This is a genomic window from Streptomyces sp. NPDC060049 (assembly GCF_042736715.1).
In the GTDB taxonomy this organism is placed as follows: Bacteria; Actinomycetota; Actinomycetes; order Streptomycetales; family Streptomycetaceae; genus Streptomyces.
This window is the reverse complement of record NZ_JBHWVV010000022.1, coordinates 1-21,231: the sequence shown is the minus strand read 5'-3', so window position 1 is coordinate 21,231 and position 21,231 is coordinate 1. Positions and strand designations below refer to the sequence as shown.

Here is a 21,231-nt window from a genome sequence, read left to right as displayed (position 1 = left end):
GCACGCTCGTAGGAGGCGCTCGGATGGCGGCAGGCGCCCCACGGATCTTCGTCTCGCATCTGTCGGGTGTGCCCGTCTTCGACCCCAACGGCGACCAGGTGGGCCGCGTGCGCGACCTCGTCGCGATGCTCCGCGTCGGCGGCCGGCCGCCGCGGCTGCTCGGTCTCGTGGTCGAGGTCGTCAGCCGGCGCCGGATCTTCCTGCCGATGACCCGGGTGACGGGCGTCGAGTCCGGCCAGGTCATCACCACGGGCGTCGTCAACATGCGGCGCTTCGAACAGCGGCCCACCGAGCGGCTGATCCTCGGCGAACTGCTGGACCGGCGCGTGAACCTGGTCGCCGACGGCGAGGAGGTCACCGTCCTCGACGTGGCCATCCAGCAGCTGCCGGCCCGCCGCGACTGGGAGATCGACCGGATCTTCGTGCGCAAGGGCAAGGCGGGAGCGCTGCGCCGCCGCGGCGAGACCCTGACCGTGGAGTGGTCCGCGGTCACGGGCTTCTCGCTGGAGGAGCACGGGCAGGGCGCCGAGAACCTCGTCGCCACCTTCGAGCAGATGCGCCCGGCCGACGTCGCGAACGTGCTGCACCACCTGACTCCGAAGCGGCGCGCCGAGGTGGCCAGCGCCCTCGACGACGACCGGCTCGCGGACGTCATGGAGGAGCTGCCCGAGGACGAGCAGGTGGAGATCCTCGGGAAGCTGAAGGAGGAGCGCGCGGCCGACGTCCTGGAGGCGATGGACCCGGACGACGCCGCCGACCTGCTGTCCGAGCTGCCGGAGGACGACAAGGAGCGGCTGCTCACGCTGATGCAGCCCGACGACGCGGCCGACGTGCGGCGTCTCATGTCGTACGAGGAGAACACCGCGGGCGGTCTGATGACCACGGAGCCGATCGTGCTGCGGCCCGACGCGACGGTCGCCGACGCGCTGGCCCGCGTACGGCAGGCGGACCTGTCGCCGGCGCTGGCGGCGCAGGTGTACGTGTGCCGGCCGCCGGACGAGACCCCGACGGGCAAGTACCTGGGCACGGTGCACTTCCAGCGGCTGCTGCGCGATCCGCCCTTCACACTGGTCAGCTCGATCGTGGACACCGGGCTGCCGCCGCTGCGCCCGGACGCCTCGCTGCCGGTGGTGACCAGCTACCTGGCCGCGTACAACATGGTCGCGGTGCCCGTCGTCGACGAGAGCGGCTCGCTGCTCGGTGCGGTGACCGTCGACGACGTCCTGGACCACCTGCTGCCGGACGACTGGCGGGAGACGGACTTCCACTCCGAGGGCCCCGAGGGCCCCGAGGACTTCGAGCGCGCGGAAGGGGCCGTACGTGGGCACTGAACGGGGGCGCGGCGAGCAGGCGCGCGAGCGGCGCCGGGAGCAGATCCGGGAGCGCCGCGAACAGGCGCGTGCCCAGGGTCGCGAGTTCGGGCTGGCGGAGGCCGCCGCGGAGCGGGCGGAACGTTCCTCGTTCGAGCGCGGCGAACGCGCGAAGGCCGGCCAGTTCGCCGGGTCGAGCGCGCTGACGCGCTCGCGCGCGCGGCTGGACCTGCCGCGCGCGGCGCGCCGGCGGCTGCTGCCCGAATACGACCCGGAGGCCTTCGGACGCCTGTCGGAGCGGGTGGCGCGGTTCCTCGGCACGGGCCGGTTCATCGTCTGGATGACCGTCGTCATCATCCTCTGGGTGCTGTGGAACATCTTCGCGCCGACCGACCTGCGGTGGGACGAGTACCCCTTCATCTTCCTGACGCTGATGCTGTCGCTCCAGGCCTCTTACGCGGCCCCGCTGATCCTGCTCGCGCAGAACCGGCAGGACGACCGGGACCGGGTCAACCTGGAGCAGGACCGCAAACAGAACGAGCGCTCCCTGGCCGACACCGAGTACCTGACGCGGGAGATCGCGGCCCTGCGGATGGGCCTGGGCGAGGTCGCCACCCGCGACTGGATCCGCTCGGAGTTCCAGGACCTGATCAAAGAGATGGACGAGCGGCGGCTATTCCCCGCCGAGAGTGACGAAGGCGACCGCTGACGGCCTTTCCCGAGGCCCGCCACCGCGCCGTACCATCGGGGCATGGCTACCGACACAAGCTCCGCCAACGCCGCTGCCGTACCCGAGCAGGACTCGATCCTGGACGCGCTGGCGACGGTGAACGACCCCGAGATCCACCGGCCGATCACCGAGCTGGGCATGGTCAAATCGGTGGACATCGGGGACGACGGCGCGATCGCCGTGACCGTGTACCTGACCGTGTCGGGCTGCCCCATGCGCGAGACGATCACCAATCTCGTCACCGAGGCCGTGCAGCGCGTCCCGGGCGTCACCTCGGTCGCCGTCACGCTGGACGTGATGAGCGACGAGCAGCGCAAGGAGCTCGCGACGACCCTGCGCGGCGGCACCGCCGAGCGCGAGGTCCCCTTCGCCCAGCCCGGCTCGCTGACCCGCGTCTACGCGGTCGCCTCCGGCAAGGGCGGTGTCGGCAAGTCCTCGGTCACCGTCAACCTGGCGGCGGCGATGGCCGCGGACGGCCTGAAGGTCGGCGTCGTCGACGCCGACATCTACGGCCACAGCGTGCCGCGCATGCTCGGCGTGGAGGGCCGCCCCACCCAGGTCGAGAACATGATCATGCCGCCGTCCGCCCACGGCGTGAAGGTCATCTCCATCGGCATGTTCACCCCGGGCAACGCGCCGGTGGTGTGGCGCGGCCCGATGCTGCACCGGGCCCTCCAGCAGTTCCTGGCGGACGTGTTCTGGGGCGACCTGGACGTGCTCCTGCTCGACCTGCCGCCGGGTACGGGCGACATCGCGATCTCCGTGGCCCAGCTGGTGCCCAATGCCGAGATCCTCGTCGTGACCACCCCGCAGCAGGCGGCGGCCGAGGTCGCGGAGCGGGCCGGCTCGATCGCCGTGCAGACGCACCAGAAGATCGTCGGCGTCGTCGAGAACATGTCCGGGCTGCCGTGCCCGCACTGCGACGAGATGGTCGACGTGTTCGGCTCGGGCGGTGGCCAGAAGGTGGCCGACGGCCTGACCAAGACGGTCGGCGCGACGGTTCCGGTGCTCGGCTCGATCCCGATCGACGTCCGCCTGCGCGAGGGCGGCGACGAGGGCAAGCCCGTCGTCCTGTCCGACCCCGACTCCCCCGCCGGCGCGGCACTGCGCTCGATCGCGGGCAAGCTGGGCGGCCGCGCCCGGGGCCTGGCGGGCATGTCCCTGGGAATCACCCCGCGCAACAAGTTCTGACACGGGCACCACAGGCGGCCCGCAGGGGCCGCGAGCGCGAAGGGCACCGCGAACAGCGGTGCCCTTCCGCGTCCCGGCTACTCGTACGCCCCGAAGTCCCCGATCACCGAGAAGCCGAGCCCGTACGCGCTCATCCCCCGGCCGTACGCGCCCAGGTGGACGCCGCTACCGGTGGAACCCGCGAGCACCCACCCGAACTCCGACTCGCGGTAGTGGAACGGCGTCGGCTCCCCGTCCACCGGAAGGGACAGCGTCGACCAGTCCTCTCCGTCGAGCGCGTCGGCCAGCTCCCACGCGGCCTCCGTCTGCTGGTCGAGCCAGTCGTCGCGCAGGCTGTGGTCCATCTGCCCGGGCCAGCTGTAGGCCAGCAGGCCGGAGCCGGCCAGCCATGCCGCCGAGGAGACCGAGGTGGCCTCCAGGACGCCGGTGCCGTCGCCGCTGTGGCGCAGGGGGTTGCTGGCGACGGTGACGACCACCGCGAAGCGCTCCTTCTCGCCGGTGGCGATCTCGCCCCGGGCGGAGGGTTCGTCTCCGTGGCCGGTGGAGCCGTGCTCCACGCTGCCGTCGGCGCCGGCGGCGACCTGCATGAGCCAGCGCGGGCCGGTGAAGGCGCCGTCCAGCCCGTACCAGGGGAAGTCGGCCCGCAGGTAGCCCTCCACGGCCCGGCGCGCGGCCGGGACCGGTGGGGCAGCCGCCTCATGGGGCCGTGGATGCCCCTGGGCGTCGGTCTGCTCGGGTGCGGGCGCCTCGGCGGGCTGTGCGCCTACCCGGCTACTGCTCGTCGTCTCCATCTGAGCGGCCTCTCGTTCCGTGGGGTCCGGAACGGCCCTCCCCCTCGCTTCGCTGGGGGGACCCCCTCGCTCGGGCGTCCTGGGTCCGGACTCATGGAGGATAGCCATCCGACCCCGGATCGCCGGGCAGGCAGGCGCGCGAGTGGTACGGGTGGCGTCAGGTCGCGTCGGCGTCGAAGGGCGCGCGCTGGTCCTGCGCCGGGGCGGCGGACTTCTTCACCATGTCGGGTCCGGCGCTCTGCGCCGGCGCGGCGGAGCTGCCGGCGGCCGGTGCCGGATCGGGCTCCTTGCCGTTCACCGCGTCGGTGACGTCCGTGAGCTCCTTGCGGAGGTCGAAGCTGCTCCGGATCTCCTTGAGGTCCTCGTTCTCCGTCAGCTGCTTGCGGATGAAGTTCTTCGGATTCAGATCCTCGAACTCGAAGTCCTTGAACTCCGGGCCGAGTTCGGAGCGGATGTCCTGCTTCGCGCTGTCCGAGAACGCGCGGATCTTCCGGATGACGTTCGTGACGTCCTGGATGACCTTGGGCAGCTTGTCCGGGCCGAAGATGAGAATGGCGAGCACCACGATCGTGACCAGCTCGAGTGCGCCTATGTCGTTGAACACCTTGCCCGCTCCTCGGCTCTCTTCACGTCCGGCCGGACCAACGGTACCCGGCCGCGTCCGCAGGCCAATACACCAGGACCGGCTGATTACCGGACCGGCCCTGCTTTCACCCGCCCGTCACGATCCGTTCGCCGAGCCGAGGACCACTTCCAGCGTGCGCTCCCGGCCCTCGCGCAGCACGGTGAGGGTGAGCGGATCGCCCGGCCGGTGGGCCCGGATCTTGATGACGAGCTCGTCGCCGCCGTGTACGCGCACGCCGTCGACCTTGGTGATCACGTCGCCGGGCTTGATCCCCGCGCGGGCACCCGGCCCGCCGGCGGTGACGGCCGGCTTGCCGCCCTCGCCCTCGTCCCCGACGCGGGCCCCGTCCCCGGAGTACTCCATGTCGAGGGTGACGCCGATGACGGGGTGGGTGGCGTGGCCGGTGCGGATGAGCTCCTCGGCGACGCGCTTGCCCTGGTTGACGGGGATGGCGAAGCCGAGGCCGATGCTGCCGCGCTGCTGCCCCGACCCCTCGCCGCCGCCGTCGGCGCCGTCCCCGCCGCCGCGGATGGCGCTGTTGATGCCGATGACCTGGGCCTTGGCGTCGAGGAGCGGGCCGCCCGAGTTGCCCGGATTGATGGGGGCGTCGGTCTGGAGCGCGTCGACATAGCTGACGTCGCTGCCGTCGCCCTTGTCCCCGCCGGCGGTGATGGGGCGGCCGGTGGCGCTGATGATGCCGGCGGTGACGGTGTTGGAGAGGTCGAAGGGGGCGCCGATGGCCACGACCGGGTCGCCCACCTTGACGTTCTCGGAGTTGCCGAGCGCGAGGGGGCGCAGGCCCCGGACGCCGGTGACCTTGACGACGGCCAGGTCGTAGCCGGTGTCGCCGCCGACCAGCTCGGCGGCGACGCTCTCGCCGGTACTGAAGGTGACCGTTATCTTCTGGGCGCCGTTGACGACGTGGTGGTTGGTGAGGATGTGGCCCTGCCCGTCGAGGACGAAGCCGGTGCCCGTCGAACTGCTCTGCGCGCCCTTGACGTGCAGGGTGACCACGCCGGGCAGCGCGGTGGCGGCGATCCCGGCGACGCTCTCGGGGGCCCGGCCCATGTCGGGGGCGGAGGCCGCCTGCGGGAGCTGGAGGCGCGTGCCGGCCTGCCGCTCGGCGAGGACGCCGAGGTAGCCGCCGACGCCGCCGGCGAGGAGAGCCGCCGCGATGCCGAGAGCGAGGCTCCGGCGCAGCCGGATCCGGCGGGGTCCGGCCTTGCCCCGGTCCACCGTCTGCAGCGGCCCGGCGGCCCAGGGGTCGTACGTCGGCCCGGTCTCGGGGTCCTTGCCGGACGCGGCGCGCGGGGCCGGTACGGGCGCCTCGCGCAGTGCGACGGGCCCGTCGGGCCGGCTCCACCACAGGGGCACGGGTGCCGGGGCGGCCTGGCGGATCTCCTGGCCGCTGTCCCGGCCGTTGTCCTGGTCCGCGTCCGATCCGGCGCGCGGGGCCGGTACGGATGCCTCGCGGGCCTCCGCGGGCTCCTCGGGCCGGCTCCACCAGCGGGGCACCGGGGCCGCAGCCGGGACCGGGGCCGGGTCGGGCTGCTGACTGTCGGACATTGGGCGCTCCCCGCCTACCTGGCTCCGCCGGCCACCGGGACGGCATGTGCCGCCGATTCAACCAGGTCCCGCCCGCACCCCACCGGCGGGGCGCACACAACGGCCTGCCCCACTCCCGGCGCGTGCCACGGCCCCCGACGTCCTCGCGGATCACCGGGGGCCGGTCCGCGGGACACCAGCGGGGACGCAGGGCGTCAGCGCGACAAGGACACCGGCCGGGCCGAGGGCGACGGCGACGGGGAGACCGGGGCCGAGGCCACGGGCAGGGCCGGGCGCAGCGTCGGGACGGCGCCCGGGGTCGGCAGCCGGTTCTCCCGGACCACCGCGTCGAACACCGGCACCACCGGGCCGGGGCGCGCGGCGGGGGCCTCGCCCCGGGCGTTGGGCTCGATCGCCTCCATCGGCAGCGAGCCGCCCAGCGCGATCGCGGCGAGCGAGACCGCTCCGGCGGCCACGAAGGCGAAGCGGCGCCGGGGACGACCCATTTCGTGTATCCGGAAGCCCGGCCGCGGCGCGGCGGCCGCAGCGGAGGGCGCGTAGCCGAAGGAGGCGAACGGGTCGGAGCCCGGCGGCGGGCCGAAGGGGCCCGACGGACCTTCGGGACCGCCCCCCGGCAGCCCCTGCAACCGCGCCAGCAGCCCGGCGGACAGCGGCGGCGGCGCGCTCTCGACGAACATGGCCTTCAGGCGCCGCTGCGCGTCGGCCTCGGCCTTGCACTTGGGACACGTCGCCAGGTGCGCCTGCACCCGCTCGCGCGCGTCGTGGCTCAATTCCCCGTCCACGAGGGCGGCGAGCCGATCGCCCAGGTGCTGTTCGGCAGGCGACGGGGAGGGACTGATCCCGCTCACTCGGCTCCGCCCTCTCCCCCGGTGCCGGGCGCGCCCACGGCCGCTCCCGCCAGCGCGCGCTGCTCCGCACGCGCCTGCGGAGACCGGTGCTTGAGCGCCTTGCGCAGGTGTGAACGGCCCCGGTGGATGCGGCTGCGCACGGTGCCGAGCTTCACGCCCAGCGTGGCGGCGATCTCCTCGTACGACAGGCCTTCGATGTCACACAGCACCACGGCCGCGCGGAACTCGGGCGCGAGGGTGTCCAGCGCCTGCTGCACGTCGGCGTCGAAGTGGGTGTCGTGCAGCGCCTGCTGCGGGGAGGGCTCACGGCTCGGCAGCCGCTCGGCGGCGTCGTCGCCGAGCGCGTCGAAGCGGATGCGCTGCTTGCGGCGGACCATGTCCAGGAAGAGGTTCGTGGTGATCCGGTGCAGCCAGCCCTCGAAGGTGCCGGGCGTGTACGTGGACAGCGAGCGGAAGACGCGGACGAAGACTTCCTGCGTCAGGTCCTCGGCGTCGTGCTGGTTGCCCGTCAGCCGGTAGGCCAGGCGGTAGACCCGCGCACTGTGCGTGCTGACGATCTCCTCCCACGAGGGAGGGGTCCACGCCTGGGAGCCCGCATCGGCGGCAAAGCTCGCGGTGGTTGCGGTGTCTGCGGTGCGGAAGCGGTCAGCAATGTAGGTCACGGATTTCGGCTCACCGGCCGACCAGAAGAGGCGTCTGAGAGCACCCCCACGATCCACAGGCGCAGCCGCACCTCCCCTGTCGGCTCTGGTGGTGTCCAGCGGATTCCCTACCATAGCCACCCCTCCCGTCAGCTCCGGATAAGCATTTTTGCAGTAACTTTGCACGGGCCTGGGGTCCTGGACCGCCTTTGGGCCTCTAGTGCACTCAACGCCCGGTCCCATCTGCGGGTTCCCGACTCCAGCGGATACAGTCACCGTTGCGCCAACTATGGGGACAGGAGAGGGTCATTACCGGCAACCGGCAGACGAGCTGGGCGTTCGCCGACGCGTTTGTCGCCGAAGACGACGCTCTGCGATGGGCCCGCGACCGGTCCAGGGAAGCGGGACTGCGCTCCGTCTCCCCCGGCACCGGGGCCGCGCTGCGCCTGCTCGCCGCCACCGCGGACGCCAAGGCGGTCGCCGAGATCGGCACCGGAACCGGCGTGTCCGGCATCCACCTCCTGCACGGAATGCGCGCGGACGGGGTGCTGACCACCGTGGATCCCGAAGCCGACCGGCAGGCCTTCGCCCGCCAGGCCTTCCGCGCCGCGGGCTTCGCCGGCAACCGCGCCCGTTTCATTCCGGGCCGCGCGCTCGACGTGCTGCCCCGGCTGGCGGACGGCGGATACGACCTGGTCTTCTGCGACGGCGACCCGTCCGAGTCCCTCGACTACCTCGCTGAATCGTTGCGCCTGCTGCGGCCCGGCGGACTGGTCTGCTTCGAGGGGGTCTTCTCCGACGGCCGTACGGTCGACTCCGCGGCCCAGCCGGTAGAGGTGCTCCGCGTCCGCGAGCTGCTGCGCAGCGTCCGCGAGAGCCCGGCCCTGGAGGCCGCCCTGCTGCCGGTGGGCGACGGCCTGCTGTGCGCGGTCCGGCGCTGAGCTCGGACCGGCGCTGAGCTCGGACCGGCGCTGAGCTCGGTACGGCGCTGAGCTCGGACCGGCGCTGAGCTCGGACCCGGGCGGCGCGCCCCGCGGGCACGCGGCCCCACAGGGGCCCGGCCCCGCCCGTGGACACGCGACTCACGAGGTCCCCGGGTGCGCGATGCCCCGGGATCGCGGACCGGATGCGGGTCCGCGGACAACACTGCCCCGGGCGCGGTGAGCGACCGGGGCAGTGCAGAGATTTCAGTCGGTGCGTCAGTACCCTCGCGAGGGCTAGCCGACGACCTTCTTCAGGGCGTCACCCAGGGCGTCCGCCTCGTCCGGAGTCAGCTCGACGACAAGCCGACCGCCGCCCTCGAGCGGTACGCGCATGACGATGCCCCGCCCCTCCTTGGTGACCTCGAGCGGGCCGTCGCCCGTCCGCGGCTTCATGGCCGCCATGCTCGTTCCCCTTCCTGAAACCAGCTCATCGTCAGCCGACGGCCCCGTTCAGGCGCCTAGTACCCGGCATCGAACACATTGCTTCCAGGCCATTATCCCGCATGTCAGGACCCGATGACCAACATCGGCCGGGAACGCTTGTGCAACGCGCTCGGCCAAAACCACTCATTTCGGGGATCCGCCTGCGATACTTCGCCGCCGCACCCCGCGCCGGACGTCCGGTTTGTTTGACGCACATCACATGTGCGAGCGAGGTCCGGTCCGCCATGCTGACCCTTGCACCGGCCGATACCGGCCGGTAGCCAGCCCGCGACGAAGGGGGACCCCCGCCATGGCCGACAGCGTGCTCTACGAAGTGACCGACGGACTCGCGACCATCACGATCAACCGTCCGGAAGCCATGAACGCCATGAACACCGAGACCAAGGTCGCCCTGCGCGACGCGGTCCTGGCGGCGGCCTCGGACACGGCGGTACGGGCGGTCCTGCTCACCGCCGCCGGCAACCGGGCGTTCTGCGTCGGCCAGGACCTCAAGGAGCACATCGGCTCCCTCGCGGCCGACCGCGAGAACGGCACCTCGGTCACCATGAGCACGGTCTCGGAGCACTACAACCCGATCGTCCGCGCCCTGACGGAGATGCCGAAGCCCGTCGTGGCCGGCGTGAACGGCGTCGCGGCGGGCGCCGGCTTCGGCTTCGCGCTGGCGGCGGACTTCCGGGTGGTCGCGGACACCGCGTCCTTCAACACCTCGTTCGCGGGGGTCGCCCTCACCGCGGACTCCGGCGTCTCCTGGACGCTCCCTCGGCTGATCGGGGGATCGCGCGCCGCCGATCTGCTGCTCTTCCCCCGCTCCGTGAAGGCCCAGGAGGCCCTCGACCTCGGCATCGCCAACCGCGTCGTCCCCTCGGAGCAGCTCGCCGGGGAGGCCGCGGCGGTGGCCCGGCAGCTGGCACAGGGCCCGACGGTCGCGTACGCGGCCCTGAAGGAGTCCCTGACGTACGGGTCCTCGCGGTCGCTCGAAGAGGCGCTGGGCCACGAGGACACCCTCCAGGCCCGCGCAGGAGCCTCCGAGGACCACGGCATCGCCGTCGCCGCGTTCCTGGCGAAGCAGGCCCCCCGGTACCTGGGCCGCTAGGCCGTCCCTGTCGGATCGTGCCGGGTCCGGCCCGGCGTCCCGGTCCCCGTCCCGCGGGGGCCGGGCGCGGTCAGGACGGACCGCGCGCCACGCAGTGGACCAGGTGGTCGTCGACCAGGCCGCAGGCCTGCATGAGCGCATAAGCCGTGGTCGGGCCGACGAAGCGGATGCCGGCCTTCTTCAGCGCCTTGGCCAGGGCCGTCGACTCCGCCGTCACGGCCGGGATCTCCGAGGTGTCCTTCGGCGCGGCGCGTCCCGGCGCCGGGGCGTGGGACCAGATCATCGCGTCGAGTTCTCCCGGCTCCCACCCGGCCAGGGTCTTCGCGTTGGCCAGGGTCGCCTCGATCTTCGACCGGTTGCGGATGATCCGCTCGTCGCCGAGGAGCCGTTCCACGTCCGCCGCGCCGAACTCGGCCACCTTGCCGATCTCGAAGCCGGCGAACGCCGCCCGGAACCCCTCGCGCCTGCGCAGGATCGTCAGCCACGACAGCCCCGACTGGAACGCCTCCAGGCACAGGCGCTCGTAGAGGGCGTCGTCGCCGTGGAGCGGCCGCCCCCACTCGGTGTCGTGGTAGGCGGTGTAGGCCTCGGTGGCCAGCCCCCAGGGGCACCTCAGCCCCCCGTCGGGCCCGGCGAGGACCCCGGTCACTGCTCGGCGTCCTTGGTCAGGCTCACGGGGGCGTCCCCGGCCGCGACGGCGGCGCTGAGCTCCGCGATCCGCGCGTCCCGCTCGGCCAGCTCCGCCGCCAGCCGCTCCAGTACGTCGTCCACCTCGGCCATCCGGTACCCGCGCGGAGCGACCGGGAGCCGCAGCTCGTCGATGTCCGCCCGGACGACGGGACGGTTCTCCGGCAGGGCGTCGGACACGCGGTCCGGCTCGGCCTCCGGCAGGACGGCCTCGGATCCGCCGCCGGCCACCGCCAGGGTGACCGCAGCCACGACCACGACCAGCGCGATGAGCAAGAACGCGAACACGATCAACTCCCCAGAGAGATTCCGGCCACCAGGTTAAGGTCGCAGGCGAGGCGCAAGGGCCGCCGAAGGAGGAATGAGCAGGATGCTGCGACTGGGCAGGCGCGAGTTCGACACCCACGAGCCGGTGATCATGGCCATCGTGAACCGGACCCCTGACTCCTTCTACGACCAGGGTGCGACCTTCCGCGACGAGCCGGCCCTGGACCGGGTCGAGCGGGCGGTGGCCGAGGGCGCGGCGATCATCGACATCGGCGGGGTCAAGGCGGGGCCCGGCGAGCACGTGGACGCGGCCGAGGAGGCCCGGCGCACGGTCGGCTTCGTCGCCGACGTGCGCCGCCGCCACCCCGATGTGGTGATCAGCGTCGACACCTGGCGGCACGAGGTCGGCGAGGCCGTCTGCGAGGCCGGGGCGGACGTGCTGAACGACGCGTGGGGCGGCGTCGACCCGAAGCTCGCGGAGGTCGCCGCGCGCTACGGCGCGGGCATCGTCTGCACCCACGCGGGCGGGGTCGAGCCGCGGACCCGGCCGCACCGGACCGAGTACGAGGACGTGACGGCCGACATCCTGCGGGTCACGGTCGGTCTCGCCGAACGCGCGGCGGCGCTCGGTGTCCGCCGCGACGCGATCATGATCGACCCGGGCCACGACTTCGGGAAGAACACCCGCCACTCGCTGGAGGCCACGCGCCGGCTCGGAGAGATGACCGGGACGGGCTGGCCGGTCCTGGTCTCCCTGTCGAACAAGGACTTCGTCGGCGAGACCCTCGACAAGCCCGTCAAGGAACGCCTCCTGGGCACCCTGGCCACCACGGCCGTCTCGGCCTGGCTCGGCGCCCAGGTCTACCGCGTCCACGAAGTCGCGGAAACGAAGCAGGTCCTGGACATGGTCCGCTCCATCCAGGGCCACCGCCCGCCGGCCGTAGCCCGCCGCGGCCTGGCCTGAGCCCCCGGCCGGGGGCCGGGGGCCCGCCCGGCCCGGCGGTGCCCCTACGTACGGGCTACTTGCCGACTTCCTTCGTCACCAGCGCGATGGCCTCGTCCACGTCGTCCGTGACGTGGAAGAGGTAGAGGTCGCGCTCCGAGGCCTTGCCCTGGGCGATGACCGTGTTCCGCAGCCAGTCGATGAGCCCGCTCCAGTACTCCGTGCCGAACAGCACGATCGGGAAGCGGGTGATCTTCTGCGTCTGGACCAGGGTCAGGGCCTCGAAGAGCTCGTCGAGCGTGCCGAGGCCTCCCGGCAGGACGACGAAGCCCTGCGAGTACTTCACGAACATCGTCTTGCGGACGAAGAAGTAGCGGAAGTTCAGGCCCAGGTCCACGTGCTGGTTGAGCCCCTGCTCGAAGGGGAGCTCGATGCCCAGGCCCACCGAGATGCCGTTGGCCTCCCGCGCGCCCTTGTTGGCCGCCTCCATCGCCCCCGGGCCGCCGCCCGTGATCACCGCGAAGCCCGCGTCGACGAGCGCGCTGCCGATCCGCACGCCCGCGTCGTACTCCGGCGAGCCCGCCGGGGTCCGGGCCGAGCCGAAGACGCTGATCGCCGGCGGCAGCTCGGCCAGCGTGCCGAATCCCTCGATGAACTCGGACTGGATGCGCAGGACCCGCCAGGGATCGGTGTGCACCCACTCGGAGGGCCCGGCCGAATCCAGCAGCCGCTGGTCCGTCGTACTGCCCGCCTGCACCTGGCTCCGCCTCCTCAGCACCGGCCCGAGCTGCTGCTCCTCGGGCCGACGACGAGCGCCCCCGTCGGGATTGGCGTGGTTGCCCATGATGTGCTCCCTCCTGCTGATCGTTGGATCAGGGTAGGCGCACAAAGGTGACGAGAAGCGGAATTCAGGAGGTCAGCCAGGCGCGGAGTCGTTCCTCGCAGTGGAGGATCGCCTTCGTCTCCACGCGCTCGTCGACCTTGTGGGCCAGCAGGGCGTCGCCCGGGCCGTAGTTGACGGCCGGGACGCCCAGCGCGCTGAAGCGGGAGACGTCCGTCCAGCCGAACTTCGGCATGGCGCGGCCGCCGACCGCCTCCATGAAGGCCGCCGCCGCCGGGTGGCCGAGGCCCGGGAGGGCGCCGCCCGAGGAGTCGTCGACCACGATCTCGGCGATGTCGCAGTCGGCGAACACCTCCCGTACGTGGGCGAGCGCCTCGGCCTCGGTGCGGTCGGGTGCGTAGCGGAAGTTGACCGTCACGGTGCACGCGTCGGGGATGACGTTGTTGGCGACGCCGCCCTCGATGCGGACCGCGTTGAGGCCCTCGTGGTATTCGAGTCCGTCGATCACGGGCCTGCGGGGCTCGTACGCCGCGAGGGTGGCCAGGATCGGGCCCGCCGCGTGGATGGCGTTGGAGCCCATCCAGCTGCGCGCGGAGTGGGCGCGCTCGCCTGCCGTGCGGAGCAGGACGCGCAGGGTGCCCTGGCAGCCGCCCTCGACCTCGGCGTTCGACGGTTCCAGCAGGACGGCGAAGTCGCCGGTCAGCCAGTCGGGGTGGGCCGCGGCGACCTTGCCGAGGCCGTTGAGGTCGGCGGCGACCTCCTCTTGGTCGTAGAAGACGAAGGTGAGGTCGCGGTTGGGCTCCGGCACGGTCGCGGCGATGCGCAGCTGCACGGCGACGCCCGACTTCATGTCGGTGGTGCCGCAGCCCCACAGGACGTCGTTCTCGTCGAGGCGGGAGGGCACGTTGCCGGCGATCGGCACGGTGTCGAGGTGCCCGGCCAGTACGACGCGTTCGGCGCGTCCCAGACGGGTGCGCGCGACGACGTTGTTGCCGAAGCGGTCCACGGTCAGGTGCGGGAGGCCGCGCAGCGCGTGTTCCACGAGGTCGGCGAGTACCTTCTCGTCGCCGCTCACGGAGGGGATGTCGACGAGCCGGGCGGTCAGCTCGGCGGCGTCCAGGGTGAGGTCCAGCTCGGATGGGGACATGAAACCGACCCTAACCCCACGGGCCGCGGCGAAGCCCCGTCCGTCCGCCCGATGGACCTGCGGGGCGGCTCCAGTACGGTGGGCGGCGTGCCGCAGACCGATCATTCCCGCCCCCGCCGCCGTCGGCGTCCGCTCCGCTGGACCGCCGGTTTCCTGGTGCTGCTGGCGGTCGCCGGCTACTTCGTCGTGCAGCGCGCGTCGAACGGCGGCGGCGGTGCGCCGTACTGCACGGCCTCGGTCAACGCCATGGGCGGCGGCAAGGGCGGCACGGGCCAGTACTACGAGATGACCCCGGAGCAGGCGGCGAACGCGGCGACGATAGCCGCCGTCGGGGTCTTGCGGGGCATGCCGGACCGGGCGGTGACGATCGCGCTGGCCACGGCCATGCAGGAGTCGGCGCTGCGCAACCTCGACCACGGCGACCGGGACTCGCTCGGCCTGTTCCAGCAGCGTCCCTCACAGGGCTGGGGCACGCCGGCGCAGATCATGGACCCGGTGTACTCGGCCGGGATCTTCTACGAGCGGCTGGCCGAGGTCAAGGGGTACTCGCGGCTCCCGCTGACGGTGGCGGCGCAGAAGGTGCAGCTGAGCGGCTTCCCGCAGGCCTACGCGAAGCACGAGCCGGACGCGACGGTCCTGACGGCCGCCTTCACCGGCGGCGGGAACCTGGCCTGCGCCGGGCCCGCGCCCGTCACGGCCGGCGATCCGGCCGCGGTCCGGGCGGAGCTGTCCCGGCTGATCGGCGAGAAGGGGCCGCACACCATGCCCGCGGAGCCGGCCGGGACCGCGGGCGGCCGGGCGGCGGCCGACGGGGCGGAGGTGACCCTGGTCGCGAGGAAGGACGGCGGCGAGGAGGCCGCCCGCTCCGGGCAGGTGCTCTCGCAGTGGGCGGTGGCCCACTCCCGTGAGCTGCGGATCGCGCGGGTCTCGTACCTCTCCGGTGCCTGGATCGCGGGCGCGGACGGCGGCGGTTGGCAGCTCAGGGGCGGTTCGGGGGCCAAGGAAGGTGCCGTCGATCCCCGCGACGCGGGTCCCGGCCGGATAAGGATCTTCCTGCGCGGCTGAGCCGCCCGCCCGGCCCTGTTCGGGGGCCCGCCACGGTGTCCGCTCGGGCGTGCGAAGCGTCCCCCGTGCGGGGGTGACCCGTCCACCGGTCCCGGGGGCCCTGAAGGGCGTACATGCGCAGGTCGGCGCGGATCCGATGCGGTTGTCGCGGAAGCCGATTAAACGATGCGTTACCGATCCTTTACCTACCGGCTCCGCAACTCACCACCCCCCGTGAGCGGTTGTACCGGCGTACTCAGCCGCTACCGCTTAGGAGCAACATGTCCCTCCCCCTGACCCGCCGGATCGCCCGTACCGCGCTGCTCCTCGCAGCCGGGGCAGCTCCCGTGGTCGGTGCGGCCGGCGCGGCCAGCGCCGCGGGCCTGGAGTCCGTGCCGCAGCTGGGCGCGCTCACCGCACAGGACGCGCCGGCCGCCGCGAGTGACGCCGCCGGTGATGTCACGGGCGACGCCGCCACGACCGCCACGGAGACCGCGGGCACCGCCACCAAGGCCCTCCCGGCCGTCCCGGCCGCCCCCGGCGACCTGACCGGCACCGCGGGCGCCCTCCTCGGCGGGCTCCCCGCGGGCCTGCCCGGAGGCCTCCCGGGCGGACTGCCCGGCGGTGTGCCGCTCGGCTAGCAGCCGTCCGTACGGACACCGAGGGGGCCGGGAGCACGAACTCCCGGCCCCCTCGGGCGTTGCCCGGCCCGTTGACGGCGCGAGCCGAAAGAGACGGACAGGGCCTAGAGCGCCAGCCGCTTGACGGCCGCCTCGACGCGTTCGTCCGTGGCGGTGAGCGCCACGCGGACGAAGCGCGCGCCCGCCTCGCCGTAGAAGTCCCCCGGCGCGACCAGGATGCCCAGCTCCGCGAGGTGGGCGACGGTGTCCCAGCAGGGCTCGTCCCGGGTCACCCACAGGTACAGGCTCGCCTCGCTGTGCTCGATGCGGAAGCCGTGCGCCAGAAGGGCCGTGCGCAGCGCCTCGCGGCGGGCCGCGTAGCGCGCCCGCTGCTCCTCGACGTGCGTGTCGTCGCCCAGTGCCGCCACCGTGGCCGCCTGTACCGGGGCCGGGGTCATCATGCCGCCGTGCTTGCGGATCTGCAGGAGCTCGCCCAGTACGCGTTCGTCACCGGCGATGAAGGCTGCCCGGTATCCCGCCAGGTTGGACCGCTTCGAGAGCGAGTGCACGCTCACGATGCCCTCGTACGAGCCCCCGCAGACGTCGTCGTGCAGGACGGACACGGGCTCGGCCTCCCAGCCCAGCTCCAGGTAGCACTCGTCGCTGAAGAGCAGGATCCCGTGCTCGCGCGCCCAGGCCACGATCCGGACGAGCTCCTCCTTGGGGAGGACCTCACCGGTGGGGTTGGACGGGGAGTTGAGCCACAGCAGCTTCACCCGGGCCGGGTCGAGATCGGTGACCGGGTCGTCGTAGACCACGGGCTCGGCGCCGCACAGCCGCGCCCCGACCTCGTAGGTCGGGTAGGCGAGCCGGGGGTACGCCACCTGGTCCCTCGACGTCCCCGTGCCGGCGCCGAGGCCCAGCTGGGTCGGCAGCCAGGCCACCAGCTCCTTGGAGCCGACGACGGGCAGGACGTTGCGGTGCCCGGCGGCGCTCGCGCCGAGGCGGCCGCGCACCCAGCCGGTGATCGCGTCGCGCAGTGCGGCCGTGCCCCACACCGTGGGGTAGCCCGGGGAGTCCGCGGCCTCGACCAGGGCGCGCTGGATCAGCTGCGGCACCGGGTCGACGGGAGTGCCGACCGACAGGTCGACGATGCCGTCCGGGTGGGCCGCCGCCGTCGCCTTGTACGGCTCCAGCTTGTCCCAGGGGAAGACGGGAAGACGGGCTGAGACTGCGGCCACGATGCGCTCTTTTCGCTTTCCAGGTGTTCCGTGCGGGTGTTCGTTGCGTGGGCAAACGCCTCGGTCCCGTCCGGCTGCGAGCCGGACGGGACCGAGGTGGCGGTTGCGGCGGTACCGACCGTCAGTGGCTCGGGTTGATGTCCGCCGGAAGCGCTGCGATGAAGGGGTGGTCGCGCTCGATCAGGCCGAGCTTGGAAGCACCACCGGGCGAACCGAGCTCGTCGAAGAACTCGACGTTCGCCTTGTAGTAGTCCTTCCACTCCTCCGGAGTGTCGTCCTCGTAGAAGATGGCCTCGACCGGGCAGACCGGCTCACACGCACCACAGTCGACGCACTCGTCCGGGTGGATGTACAAGGACCGCTGGCCCTCGTAGATGCAGTCGACGGGGCACTCTTCGATGCATGCCTTGTCCTTGACGTCGACACAAGGCTCCGCGATGACGTAGGTCACGCTCTCGTTCCTCCTCGGTAGGGCTTTCCATATCGCGCGGGAGCGCGGCGTCGTCGATGCCCGCCTCTAGTATCTCCGTTCCCGGGCACGATCCGAACAGGAGGGGCGGACAGAGCTGTGGAAATCACTGCCGGTGGACGGCTGGAGATCCGGATCACACCTGCTGACGTGGGGAAACGAGTCTCCGTACGACAGGTGGAGGGCGGGTCCGGCGGGGCCTTCGCGTTCACGGACACGGTAGGGGTTCTCACATCCTGGAACGGGGGTGTGCTGACGATCACACGAAAGACCGGCGAGTCCGTCCGCATCGCGGAATCCGCGCTGGTCGCGGGCAAGGTCGTGCCGGCCGCGCCGGCCCGGCGCAGGGGTCCGGCAGCCTCCTTCGAGGAGCTCGCGCGGGCTGCCGCGCGGGCCTGGGTGCCGCTGGAGAGCGAGCCGCTGGGCGAGTGGACGCTGCGCGCGGCCGCGGGGTTCACGCGGCGGGCCAACTCCGTTCTGCCCCTCGGTGATCCGGGGACACCGCTGGACGAAGCACTCGCGCGAGTGACCTCCTGGTACACGGAAAGGGGACTTCCGCCCTACGTCCAGGCCGCCACGGGGGCAGCGGGCACGCAGGAGGTGCTGTGCGCCGCGCTGGAGGACCGGGGTTGGGTCCGCGAGGTGTCCGCCCAGGTGACGACCGGCGCACTGGCGGCGCTGGCCGACGTGGACGACGCGGCTCACCCCGCCCTCGGGGAGGTACGTCTGACCCGCGCCCCGGACGAGGAGTGGCTCGGCCGCTACGGGCGGGTCGGCGACCCGGAGACGGCCCGCCGGGTCCTGACCGCGGGGCCCTCGGTGTGGTTCGCGGTGCTGCCGGGGCGGGCGATCGGGCGGGTCGTGGTGGACGGCAGGTGGGCCGGCTTCGCCGCGGTCGAGGTCGAGCCGGAGCACCGGCGCCGGGGCCTGGCGACGGCCGTGATGGCGGCGCTGGCGCGGCGCGCGCTCCAGGAGGGCGCGTCGGCGGCGTGGCTCCAGGTGGAGAGCGACAACACGGGTGCGCTGGCGCTGTACGGCGGGATGGGCTTCTCGGCTCACCACAGCTACCACCACTACCGCCGGGCGGCGGCGTGACCTCGCCGTGGCGCGAGCGGTTCGCCGCGGAGGCGCGGGCGGAGCGGCCGGACCTGGCCGTGCTGTGCCTGCTGCTCGCCGCGGAGGGGGACCCCGATCTCGACGAACGGGTCATGGACTGGGCGCAGATAGAGCTGGACCGGCTGGCGGGGATGCTGCCGTACGGCCTGCGGGACGCCCGCGCGTGGGCCTCGGCGGTGACCGGACTGCTGGGCGGCCGGCTGGCGTTCCACGGGACCCCGGCCGACTACGACCGGCTCTCGTCCTCGTTCCTGCACGAGGTGCTGAGGCGCCGCCGGGGGCTGCCGATCCTGCTGTCCGTGGTCTGGCTGGAGGTGGCCCGGCGGGCCGGGGCGCCGGTGTACGGGCTGGCTCTGCCGGGCCACTTCGTGGTGGGCTTCGGGGATCCGGAGGAGGGTGTGGTCGTCGACCCCTTCGCGGGCGGCGCCTCGCTGGGCGCGGGTCCGGCGGAACTGGCGGCCGGGCCGCGGACCGCCGCGCGGACGCTGGACATCGTCCTGCGGATCCTGAACAACATCCGGGCGTGGGCCTCGACGCGGCCCGAGCACTCGGCGGTGGCGCTGTGGGCCCTGGACCTGGCACTGCTCCTGCCGTCGCATCCGGCGGCGCTGCGGTACGAGCACGCCAAGCTGCTCGTGGAGCGGGGTGAATTCGCCCGCGGGGCGGTGGAGATGGAGTCCTACGCGTTGATCGTGGACGTCATCGACCCGCCGGCGGCTGCCCGTATCCGCGCGGAGGCGATGTCGGCGAGGGCCCTGCTCAACTAGGGAAGGCCCAGGGCCGATGCGCCGCAGCCCCTCCCCGGGTTTCCGGGAAGGGGCTGCGGCGCGTTTGCGATGCGGTCGGATCCTCTCGGATCCGGAGCCGGTCCGGAGCCGGTCCGGATCCGGCCCGGATCCGGTCCGGCTCAGCTCGCGTTGGTGTCGACGACCACCGTGCGCTCGGCGGGGGTCTTGCCGCGCAGCGCCTTGCCGAGGGCTCCGGCGACGTCCTGCGGGGTGACGGCGGTCTTCTCGCCGGTGCCGCGCGTGATCAGGATGCCGTCCCAGGTGTTCCCGTAGGTCGACTTGAGCGCTTCCAGGTCGTACTTCTCGACGAGGTGCCCGTCCACGACCTGCATGCTCAGGATCTTGGGCAGGGACTTGGCGCCGAAGGCGATGGGCTTGGTGCCGATCTTGACCGTGGCGTTGGCGGACATGGCGGGCTCGGCGAACTCCTTCATCGCCCGGTCCAGTTCGGCCTGGTCCACGACCGGCTCCTTGGTGGTGACCGGGAGTTCGACCGGGTCGGACGTGCCGGTGGCGACCATGGCGCGGAAGGCCTTGACGACCAGGTCGGTGGAACCGTCCACGTCGAGCGTGGAGCCCGGCTTGCCGGGGACGGCGACGGCCTTGCCGGTGTCGAAGGTGATGGTGCCCTCGGTGGCGGAACCGGCGGCGCCGGCCAGCTCCTGGAGGGCGACCTGCAGCTTCTCCTCGTCGGTGGGCATGACGGGTTCGGCGGCGCGCTCGCTGCCGAAGAGGGAGCCGATGACCGTGACGGGGTTGTAGTCGCTCCCGGCCGCGTTGCGGACGGTGGTCTGGCCGTCCAGGCTCAGGCCGGCCTTCTCGGGCTTGAGCTCGACCGTCTTGCCGCCCACCATGAGCTGGAGCGGGGCGGCGGCACGGTTGCCGAAGGCCGTCTGGAGCTTGGAGACGGCTTCGTCGCGGGTGCCGCTGATGTCGACGCCCAGGACGGTGGTGCCCTTGGGGACGTCGGAGTGGTTGAGGAGCAGGCCCGCGCCGTAGGCCACGCCGAAGAGCGCGAAGAGGCCGCCGCAGGCGAGGACGAGCTTGTTGCGGCCCTTCTTCTTGGCGGGCTTGGCGGGGACCTTGCGCTTCGCGGCCGGGAGGGGCGCGCCCTCTCCCAGGGCGGGGCGCGGGGCGGGAGCGGGCACCGCCGCCGGGTGCCCGGCGGCGTCCTGCTCGGGGCCGGGCCAGCCGGCCTCCCGCGAGTCGCCCACGGGTACGGTCCCCAGCGCGGGTCCGCCGGTCGGCCCGGCGGGGCCGGAGCCGTATCCGGGCATCCCGGGACCGGTGGCGGTGCCCCCGGGCGGGGTGGCGGGTCCGCCCTCGCCTGGCCAGGCCTGGGCGCCCGGAGCCGGGGGGACGGGTCCGGAGCCGTACGAGGCGCCCGCGCCGGGCTGCTGCGGCCCGCCGGGACGCGGACCCTGACCGGGGCCGGGACCCTGGCCGGGAGCGCGGCCGGGACCCTGCCCGTAGCCGGGACCCTGGCCCGGACCCTGCCCGTAGCCGGGACCCTGGCCCGGACCCTGGCCGTAGCCGGGACCCTGACCGGGGCCCTGCCCGTAGCCGGGGCCGGGGCCGCCCGGAGCACCCGGACGCGGACCGCCGGAGCCGGCCGGCAGCGCGGCGAAGCCGGAGCCGCCGCCCGGGGCGGAGCCGACGCCGGGTCCGCGGCCGCCGCCGGGGCCCGCGGGGGCCGGCGGGCGCGGACCCGGCGCGCGCCGGGCACGCCTACAACTCGGGCGCGCTCACACCCGTACGAGTGAGGGCGTCGACCACCGCGTCCACCACGGCCTCCACGTCGGGCACCCAGGGCGAGGCGGAGCCGGGCAACGGCGCCCGTTCCCAG

At 73.2% G+C, this 21,231-nt stretch carries 23 protein-coding genes and 1 pseudogene; 10 read left to right on the top strand and 14 right to left on the bottom strand.

Going from position 1 to position 21,231, the window contains the following annotated elements:
* Positions 1 to 23 precede the first annotated feature (23 nt).
* From ACFWBY_RS31450 to ACFWBY_RS31440, 3 genes are all read left to right on the top strand, one after another.
* Complete coding sequence (locus ACFWBY_RS31450) at positions 24 to 1,331, top strand: magnesium transporter MgtE N-terminal domain-containing protein (RefSeq protein WP_385335522.1); 1,308 nt, start codon at positions 24 to 26, stop codon at positions 1,329 to 1,331.
* Positions 1,332 to 1,512: 181 nt separating this feature from the next.
* The gene (locus ACFWBY_RS31445; protein ID WP_385335642.1) at positions 1,513 to 2,019 is read left to right on the top strand and encodes a DUF1003 domain-containing protein; all 507 of its coding nucleotides are present in this window, start codon (positions 1,513 to 1,515) and stop codon (positions 2,017 to 2,019) included.
* A gap of 96 nt (positions 2,020 to 2,115) precedes the next feature.
* The gene (locus ACFWBY_RS31440; protein WP_385335640.1) at positions 2,116 to 3,231 is read left to right on the top strand and encodes an Mrp/NBP35 family ATP-binding protein; all 1,116 of its coding nucleotides are present in this window, start codon (positions 2,116 to 2,118) and stop codon (positions 3,229 to 3,231) included.
* Positions 3,232 to 3,308: 77 nt separating this feature from the next.
* Here the strand turns inward: ACFWBY_RS31440 and ACFWBY_RS31435 are convergent, their stop codons facing one another.
* From ACFWBY_RS31435 to sigE, 5 genes are all read right to left on the bottom strand, one after another.
* Entirely contained in the window at positions 3,309 to 4,022 is a 714-nt protein-coding gene (locus ACFWBY_RS31435) for a hypothetical protein (protein WP_385335520.1), read from the bottom strand.
* 157 nt (positions 4,023 to 4,179) lie between these two features.
* Positions 4,180 to 4,626 carry a sec-independent translocase gene (locus ACFWBY_RS31430; protein WP_385335518.1) on the bottom strand — a complete coding sequence of 149 codons (447 nt, stop codon included), beginning with the start codon at positions 4,624 to 4,626 and terminating at the stop codon, positions 4,180 to 4,182.
* 117 nt (positions 4,627 to 4,743) lie between these two features.
* Positions 4,744 to 6,213: a trypsin-like peptidase domain-containing protein gene (locus ACFWBY_RS31425; protein WP_385335516.1), complete on the bottom strand. Its 1,470-nt coding sequence runs from the start codon at positions 6,211 to 6,213 to the stop codon at positions 4,744 to 4,746.
* A gap of 194 nt (positions 6,214 to 6,407) precedes the next feature.
* The gene (locus ACFWBY_RS31420; protein WP_385335514.1) at positions 6,408 to 7,061 is read right to left on the bottom strand and encodes an anti-sigma factor family protein; all 654 of its coding nucleotides are present in this window, start codon (positions 7,059 to 7,061) and stop codon (positions 6,408 to 6,410) included.
* Complete coding sequence (sigE, locus tag ACFWBY_RS31415) at positions 7,058 to 7,837, bottom strand: RNA polymerase sigma factor SigE (protein WP_385335512.1); 780 nt, start codon at positions 7,835 to 7,837, stop codon at positions 7,058 to 7,060. The genes ACFWBY_RS31420 and sigE overlap by 4 nt, the downstream gene beginning before the upstream one ends.
* 143 nt (positions 7,838 to 7,980) lie before the next feature.
* Here sigE and ACFWBY_RS31410 point away from each other — a divergent pair, with 143 nt between their 5' ends.
* The gene (locus tag ACFWBY_RS31410; protein WP_243335946.1) at positions 7,981 to 8,643 is read left to right on the top strand and encodes an O-methyltransferase; all 663 of its coding nucleotides are present in this window, start codon (positions 7,981 to 7,983) and stop codon (positions 8,641 to 8,643) included.
* A gap of 276 nt (positions 8,644 to 8,919) precedes the next feature.
* Here the strand turns inward: ACFWBY_RS31410 and ACFWBY_RS31405 are convergent, their stop codons facing one another.
* A complete protein-coding gene (locus ACFWBY_RS31405; protein ID WP_003966491.1) occupies positions 8,920 to 9,087 on the bottom strand; it encodes a DUF3117 domain-containing protein in 168 nt (55 codons plus the stop codon).
* 331 nt (positions 9,088 to 9,418) lie between these two features.
* Here ACFWBY_RS31405 and ACFWBY_RS31400 point away from each other — a divergent pair, with 331 nt between their 5' ends.
* Entirely contained in the window at positions 9,419 to 10,222 is an 804-nt protein-coding gene (locus ACFWBY_RS31400) for an enoyl-CoA hydratase/isomerase family protein (protein ID WP_385335508.1), read from the top strand.
* A gap of 70 nt (positions 10,223 to 10,292) precedes the next feature.
* On the opposite strand, the gene ACFWBY_RS31395 is transcribed toward ACFWBY_RS31400, so the two are convergent.
* Positions 10,293 to 10,871, bottom strand: a complete 579-nt coding sequence (locus ACFWBY_RS31395) for a DNA-3-methyladenine glycosylase I (RefSeq protein ID WP_385335506.1) — start codon at positions 10,869 to 10,871, stop codon at positions 10,293 to 10,295.
* Positions 10,868 to 11,203, bottom strand: coding sequence for a DivIVA domain-containing protein (locus ACFWBY_RS31390; RefSeq protein ID WP_385335504.1), 336 nt, complete (start codon positions 11,201 to 11,203; stop codon positions 10,868 to 10,870). Before ACFWBY_RS31390 ends, ACFWBY_RS31395 begins: the two co-directional genes overlap by 4 nt.
* 76 nt (positions 11,204 to 11,279) lie before the next feature.
* On the opposite strand from ACFWBY_RS31390, the gene folP reads away from it, so the two are divergent.
* On the top strand, positions 11,280 to 12,140 hold the full coding sequence (folP, locus tag ACFWBY_RS31385; protein WP_385335638.1) for a dihydropteroate synthase: 861 nt from the start codon (positions 11,280 to 11,282) through the stop codon (positions 12,138 to 12,140).
* Between the two features lie 55 nt (positions 12,141 to 12,195).
* Here the strand turns inward: folP and ACFWBY_RS31380 are convergent, their stop codons facing one another.
* Positions 12,196 to 12,963: a TIGR00730 family Rossman fold protein gene (locus ACFWBY_RS31380; protein ID WP_385335502.1), complete on the bottom strand. Its 768-nt coding sequence runs from the start codon at positions 12,961 to 12,963 to the stop codon at positions 12,196 to 12,198.
* A gap of 64 nt (positions 12,964 to 13,027) precedes the next feature.
* The gene (gene dapE / locus ACFWBY_RS31375; RefSeq protein WP_385335500.1) at positions 13,028 to 14,107 is read right to left on the bottom strand and encodes a succinyl-diaminopimelate desuccinylase; all 1,080 of its coding nucleotides are present in this window, start codon (positions 14,105 to 14,107) and stop codon (positions 13,028 to 13,030) included.
* A gap of 78 nt (positions 14,108 to 14,185) precedes the next feature.
* Here dapE and ACFWBY_RS31370 point away from each other — a divergent pair, with 78 nt between their 5' ends.
* A complete protein-coding gene (locus ACFWBY_RS31370) occupies positions 14,186 to 15,172 on the top strand; it encodes a hypothetical protein (RefSeq protein WP_385335636.1) in 987 nt (328 codons plus the stop codon).
* 260 nt (positions 15,173 to 15,432) lie between these two features.
* On the top strand, positions 15,433 to 15,792 hold the full coding sequence (locus ACFWBY_RS31365; protein ID WP_385335498.1) for an ATP-binding protein: 360 nt from the start codon (positions 15,433 to 15,435) through the stop codon (positions 15,790 to 15,792).
* 104 nt (positions 15,793 to 15,896) lie between these two features.
* Here the strand turns inward: ACFWBY_RS31365 and dapC are convergent, their stop codons facing one another.
* Entirely contained in the window at positions 15,897 to 17,012 is a 1,116-nt protein-coding gene (gene dapC, locus ACFWBY_RS31360; protein ID WP_385335496.1) for a succinyldiaminopimelate transaminase, read from the bottom strand.
* 121 nt (positions 17,013 to 17,133) lie between these two features.
* The gene (fdxA, locus tag ACFWBY_RS31355) at positions 17,134 to 17,463 is read right to left on the bottom strand and encodes a ferredoxin (RefSeq protein WP_030868357.1); all 330 of its coding nucleotides are present in this window, start codon (positions 17,461 to 17,463) and stop codon (positions 17,134 to 17,136) included.
* A 117-nt stretch (positions 17,464 to 17,580) separates the two neighbouring features.
* On the opposite strand from fdxA, the gene ACFWBY_RS31350 reads away from it, so the two are divergent.
* Entirely contained in the window at positions 17,581 to 18,576 is a 996-nt protein-coding gene (locus tag ACFWBY_RS31350) for a GNAT family N-acetyltransferase (protein ID WP_385335493.1), read from the top strand.
* Entirely contained in the window at positions 18,573 to 19,364 is a 792-nt protein-coding gene (locus ACFWBY_RS31345) for a transglutaminase family protein (RefSeq protein WP_385335491.1), read from the top strand. Before ACFWBY_RS31350 ends, ACFWBY_RS31345 begins: the two co-directional genes overlap by 4 nt.
* Positions 19,365 to 19,504: 140 nt before the next feature.
* Here ACFWBY_RS31345 and ACFWBY_RS31340 read toward each other — a convergent pair whose 3' ends face one another.
* A complete protein-coding gene (locus tag ACFWBY_RS31340; protein WP_385409731.1) occupies positions 19,505 to 20,662 on the bottom strand; it encodes a hypothetical protein in 1,158 nt (385 codons plus the stop codon).
* A 451-nt stretch (positions 20,663 to 21,113) separates the two neighbouring features.
* Positions 21,114 to 21,231 (bottom strand): annotated as a pseudogene (locus ACFWBY_RS31335) (DNA primase); the annotation flags it as partial.

Coding starts and splice junctions, on each gene's coding strand:
- ACFWBY_RS31450 (WP_385335522.1), top strand. CDS start 24: ATGGCGGCAGGCGCCCCACGGATCTTCGTCTCGCATCTGTCGGGTGTG.
- ACFWBY_RS31435 (WP_385335520.1), bottom strand. CDS start 4,022: ATGGAGACGACGAGCAGTAGCCGGGTAGGCGCACAGCCCGCCGAGGCG.
- ACFWBY_RS31425 (WP_385335516.1), bottom strand. CDS start 6,213: ATGTCCGACAGTCAGCAGCCCGACCCGGCCCCGGTCCCGGCTGCGGCC.
- sigE (WP_385335512.1), bottom strand. CDS start 7,837: ATGGTAGGGAATCCGCTGGACACCACCAGAGCCGACAGGGGAGGTGCG.
- ACFWBY_RS31405 (WP_003966491.1), bottom strand. CDS start 9,087: ATGGCGGCCATGAAGCCGCGGACGGGCGACGGCCCGCTCGAGGTCACC.
- ACFWBY_RS31400 (WP_385335508.1), top strand. CDS start 9,419: ATGGCCGACAGCGTGCTCTACGAAGTGACCGACGGACTCGCGACCATC.
- folP (WP_385335638.1), top strand. CDS start 11,280: ATGCTGCGACTGGGCAGGCGCGAGTTCGACACCCACGAGCCGGTGATC.
- ACFWBY_RS31380 (WP_385335502.1), bottom strand. CDS start 12,963: ATGGGCAACCACGCCAATCCCGACGGGGGCGCTCGTCGTCGGCCCGAG.
- dapE (WP_385335500.1), bottom strand. CDS start 14,107: ATGTCCCCATCCGAGCTGGACCTCACCCTGGACGCCGCCGAGCTGACC.
- ACFWBY_RS31365 (WP_385335498.1), top strand. CDS start 15,433: ATGTCCCTCCCCCTGACCCGCCGGATCGCCCGTACCGCGCTGCTCCTC.
- ACFWBY_RS31340 (WP_385409731.1), bottom strand. CDS start 20,662: ATGCCCGGATACGGCTCCGGCCCCGCCGGGCCGACCGGCGGACCCGCG.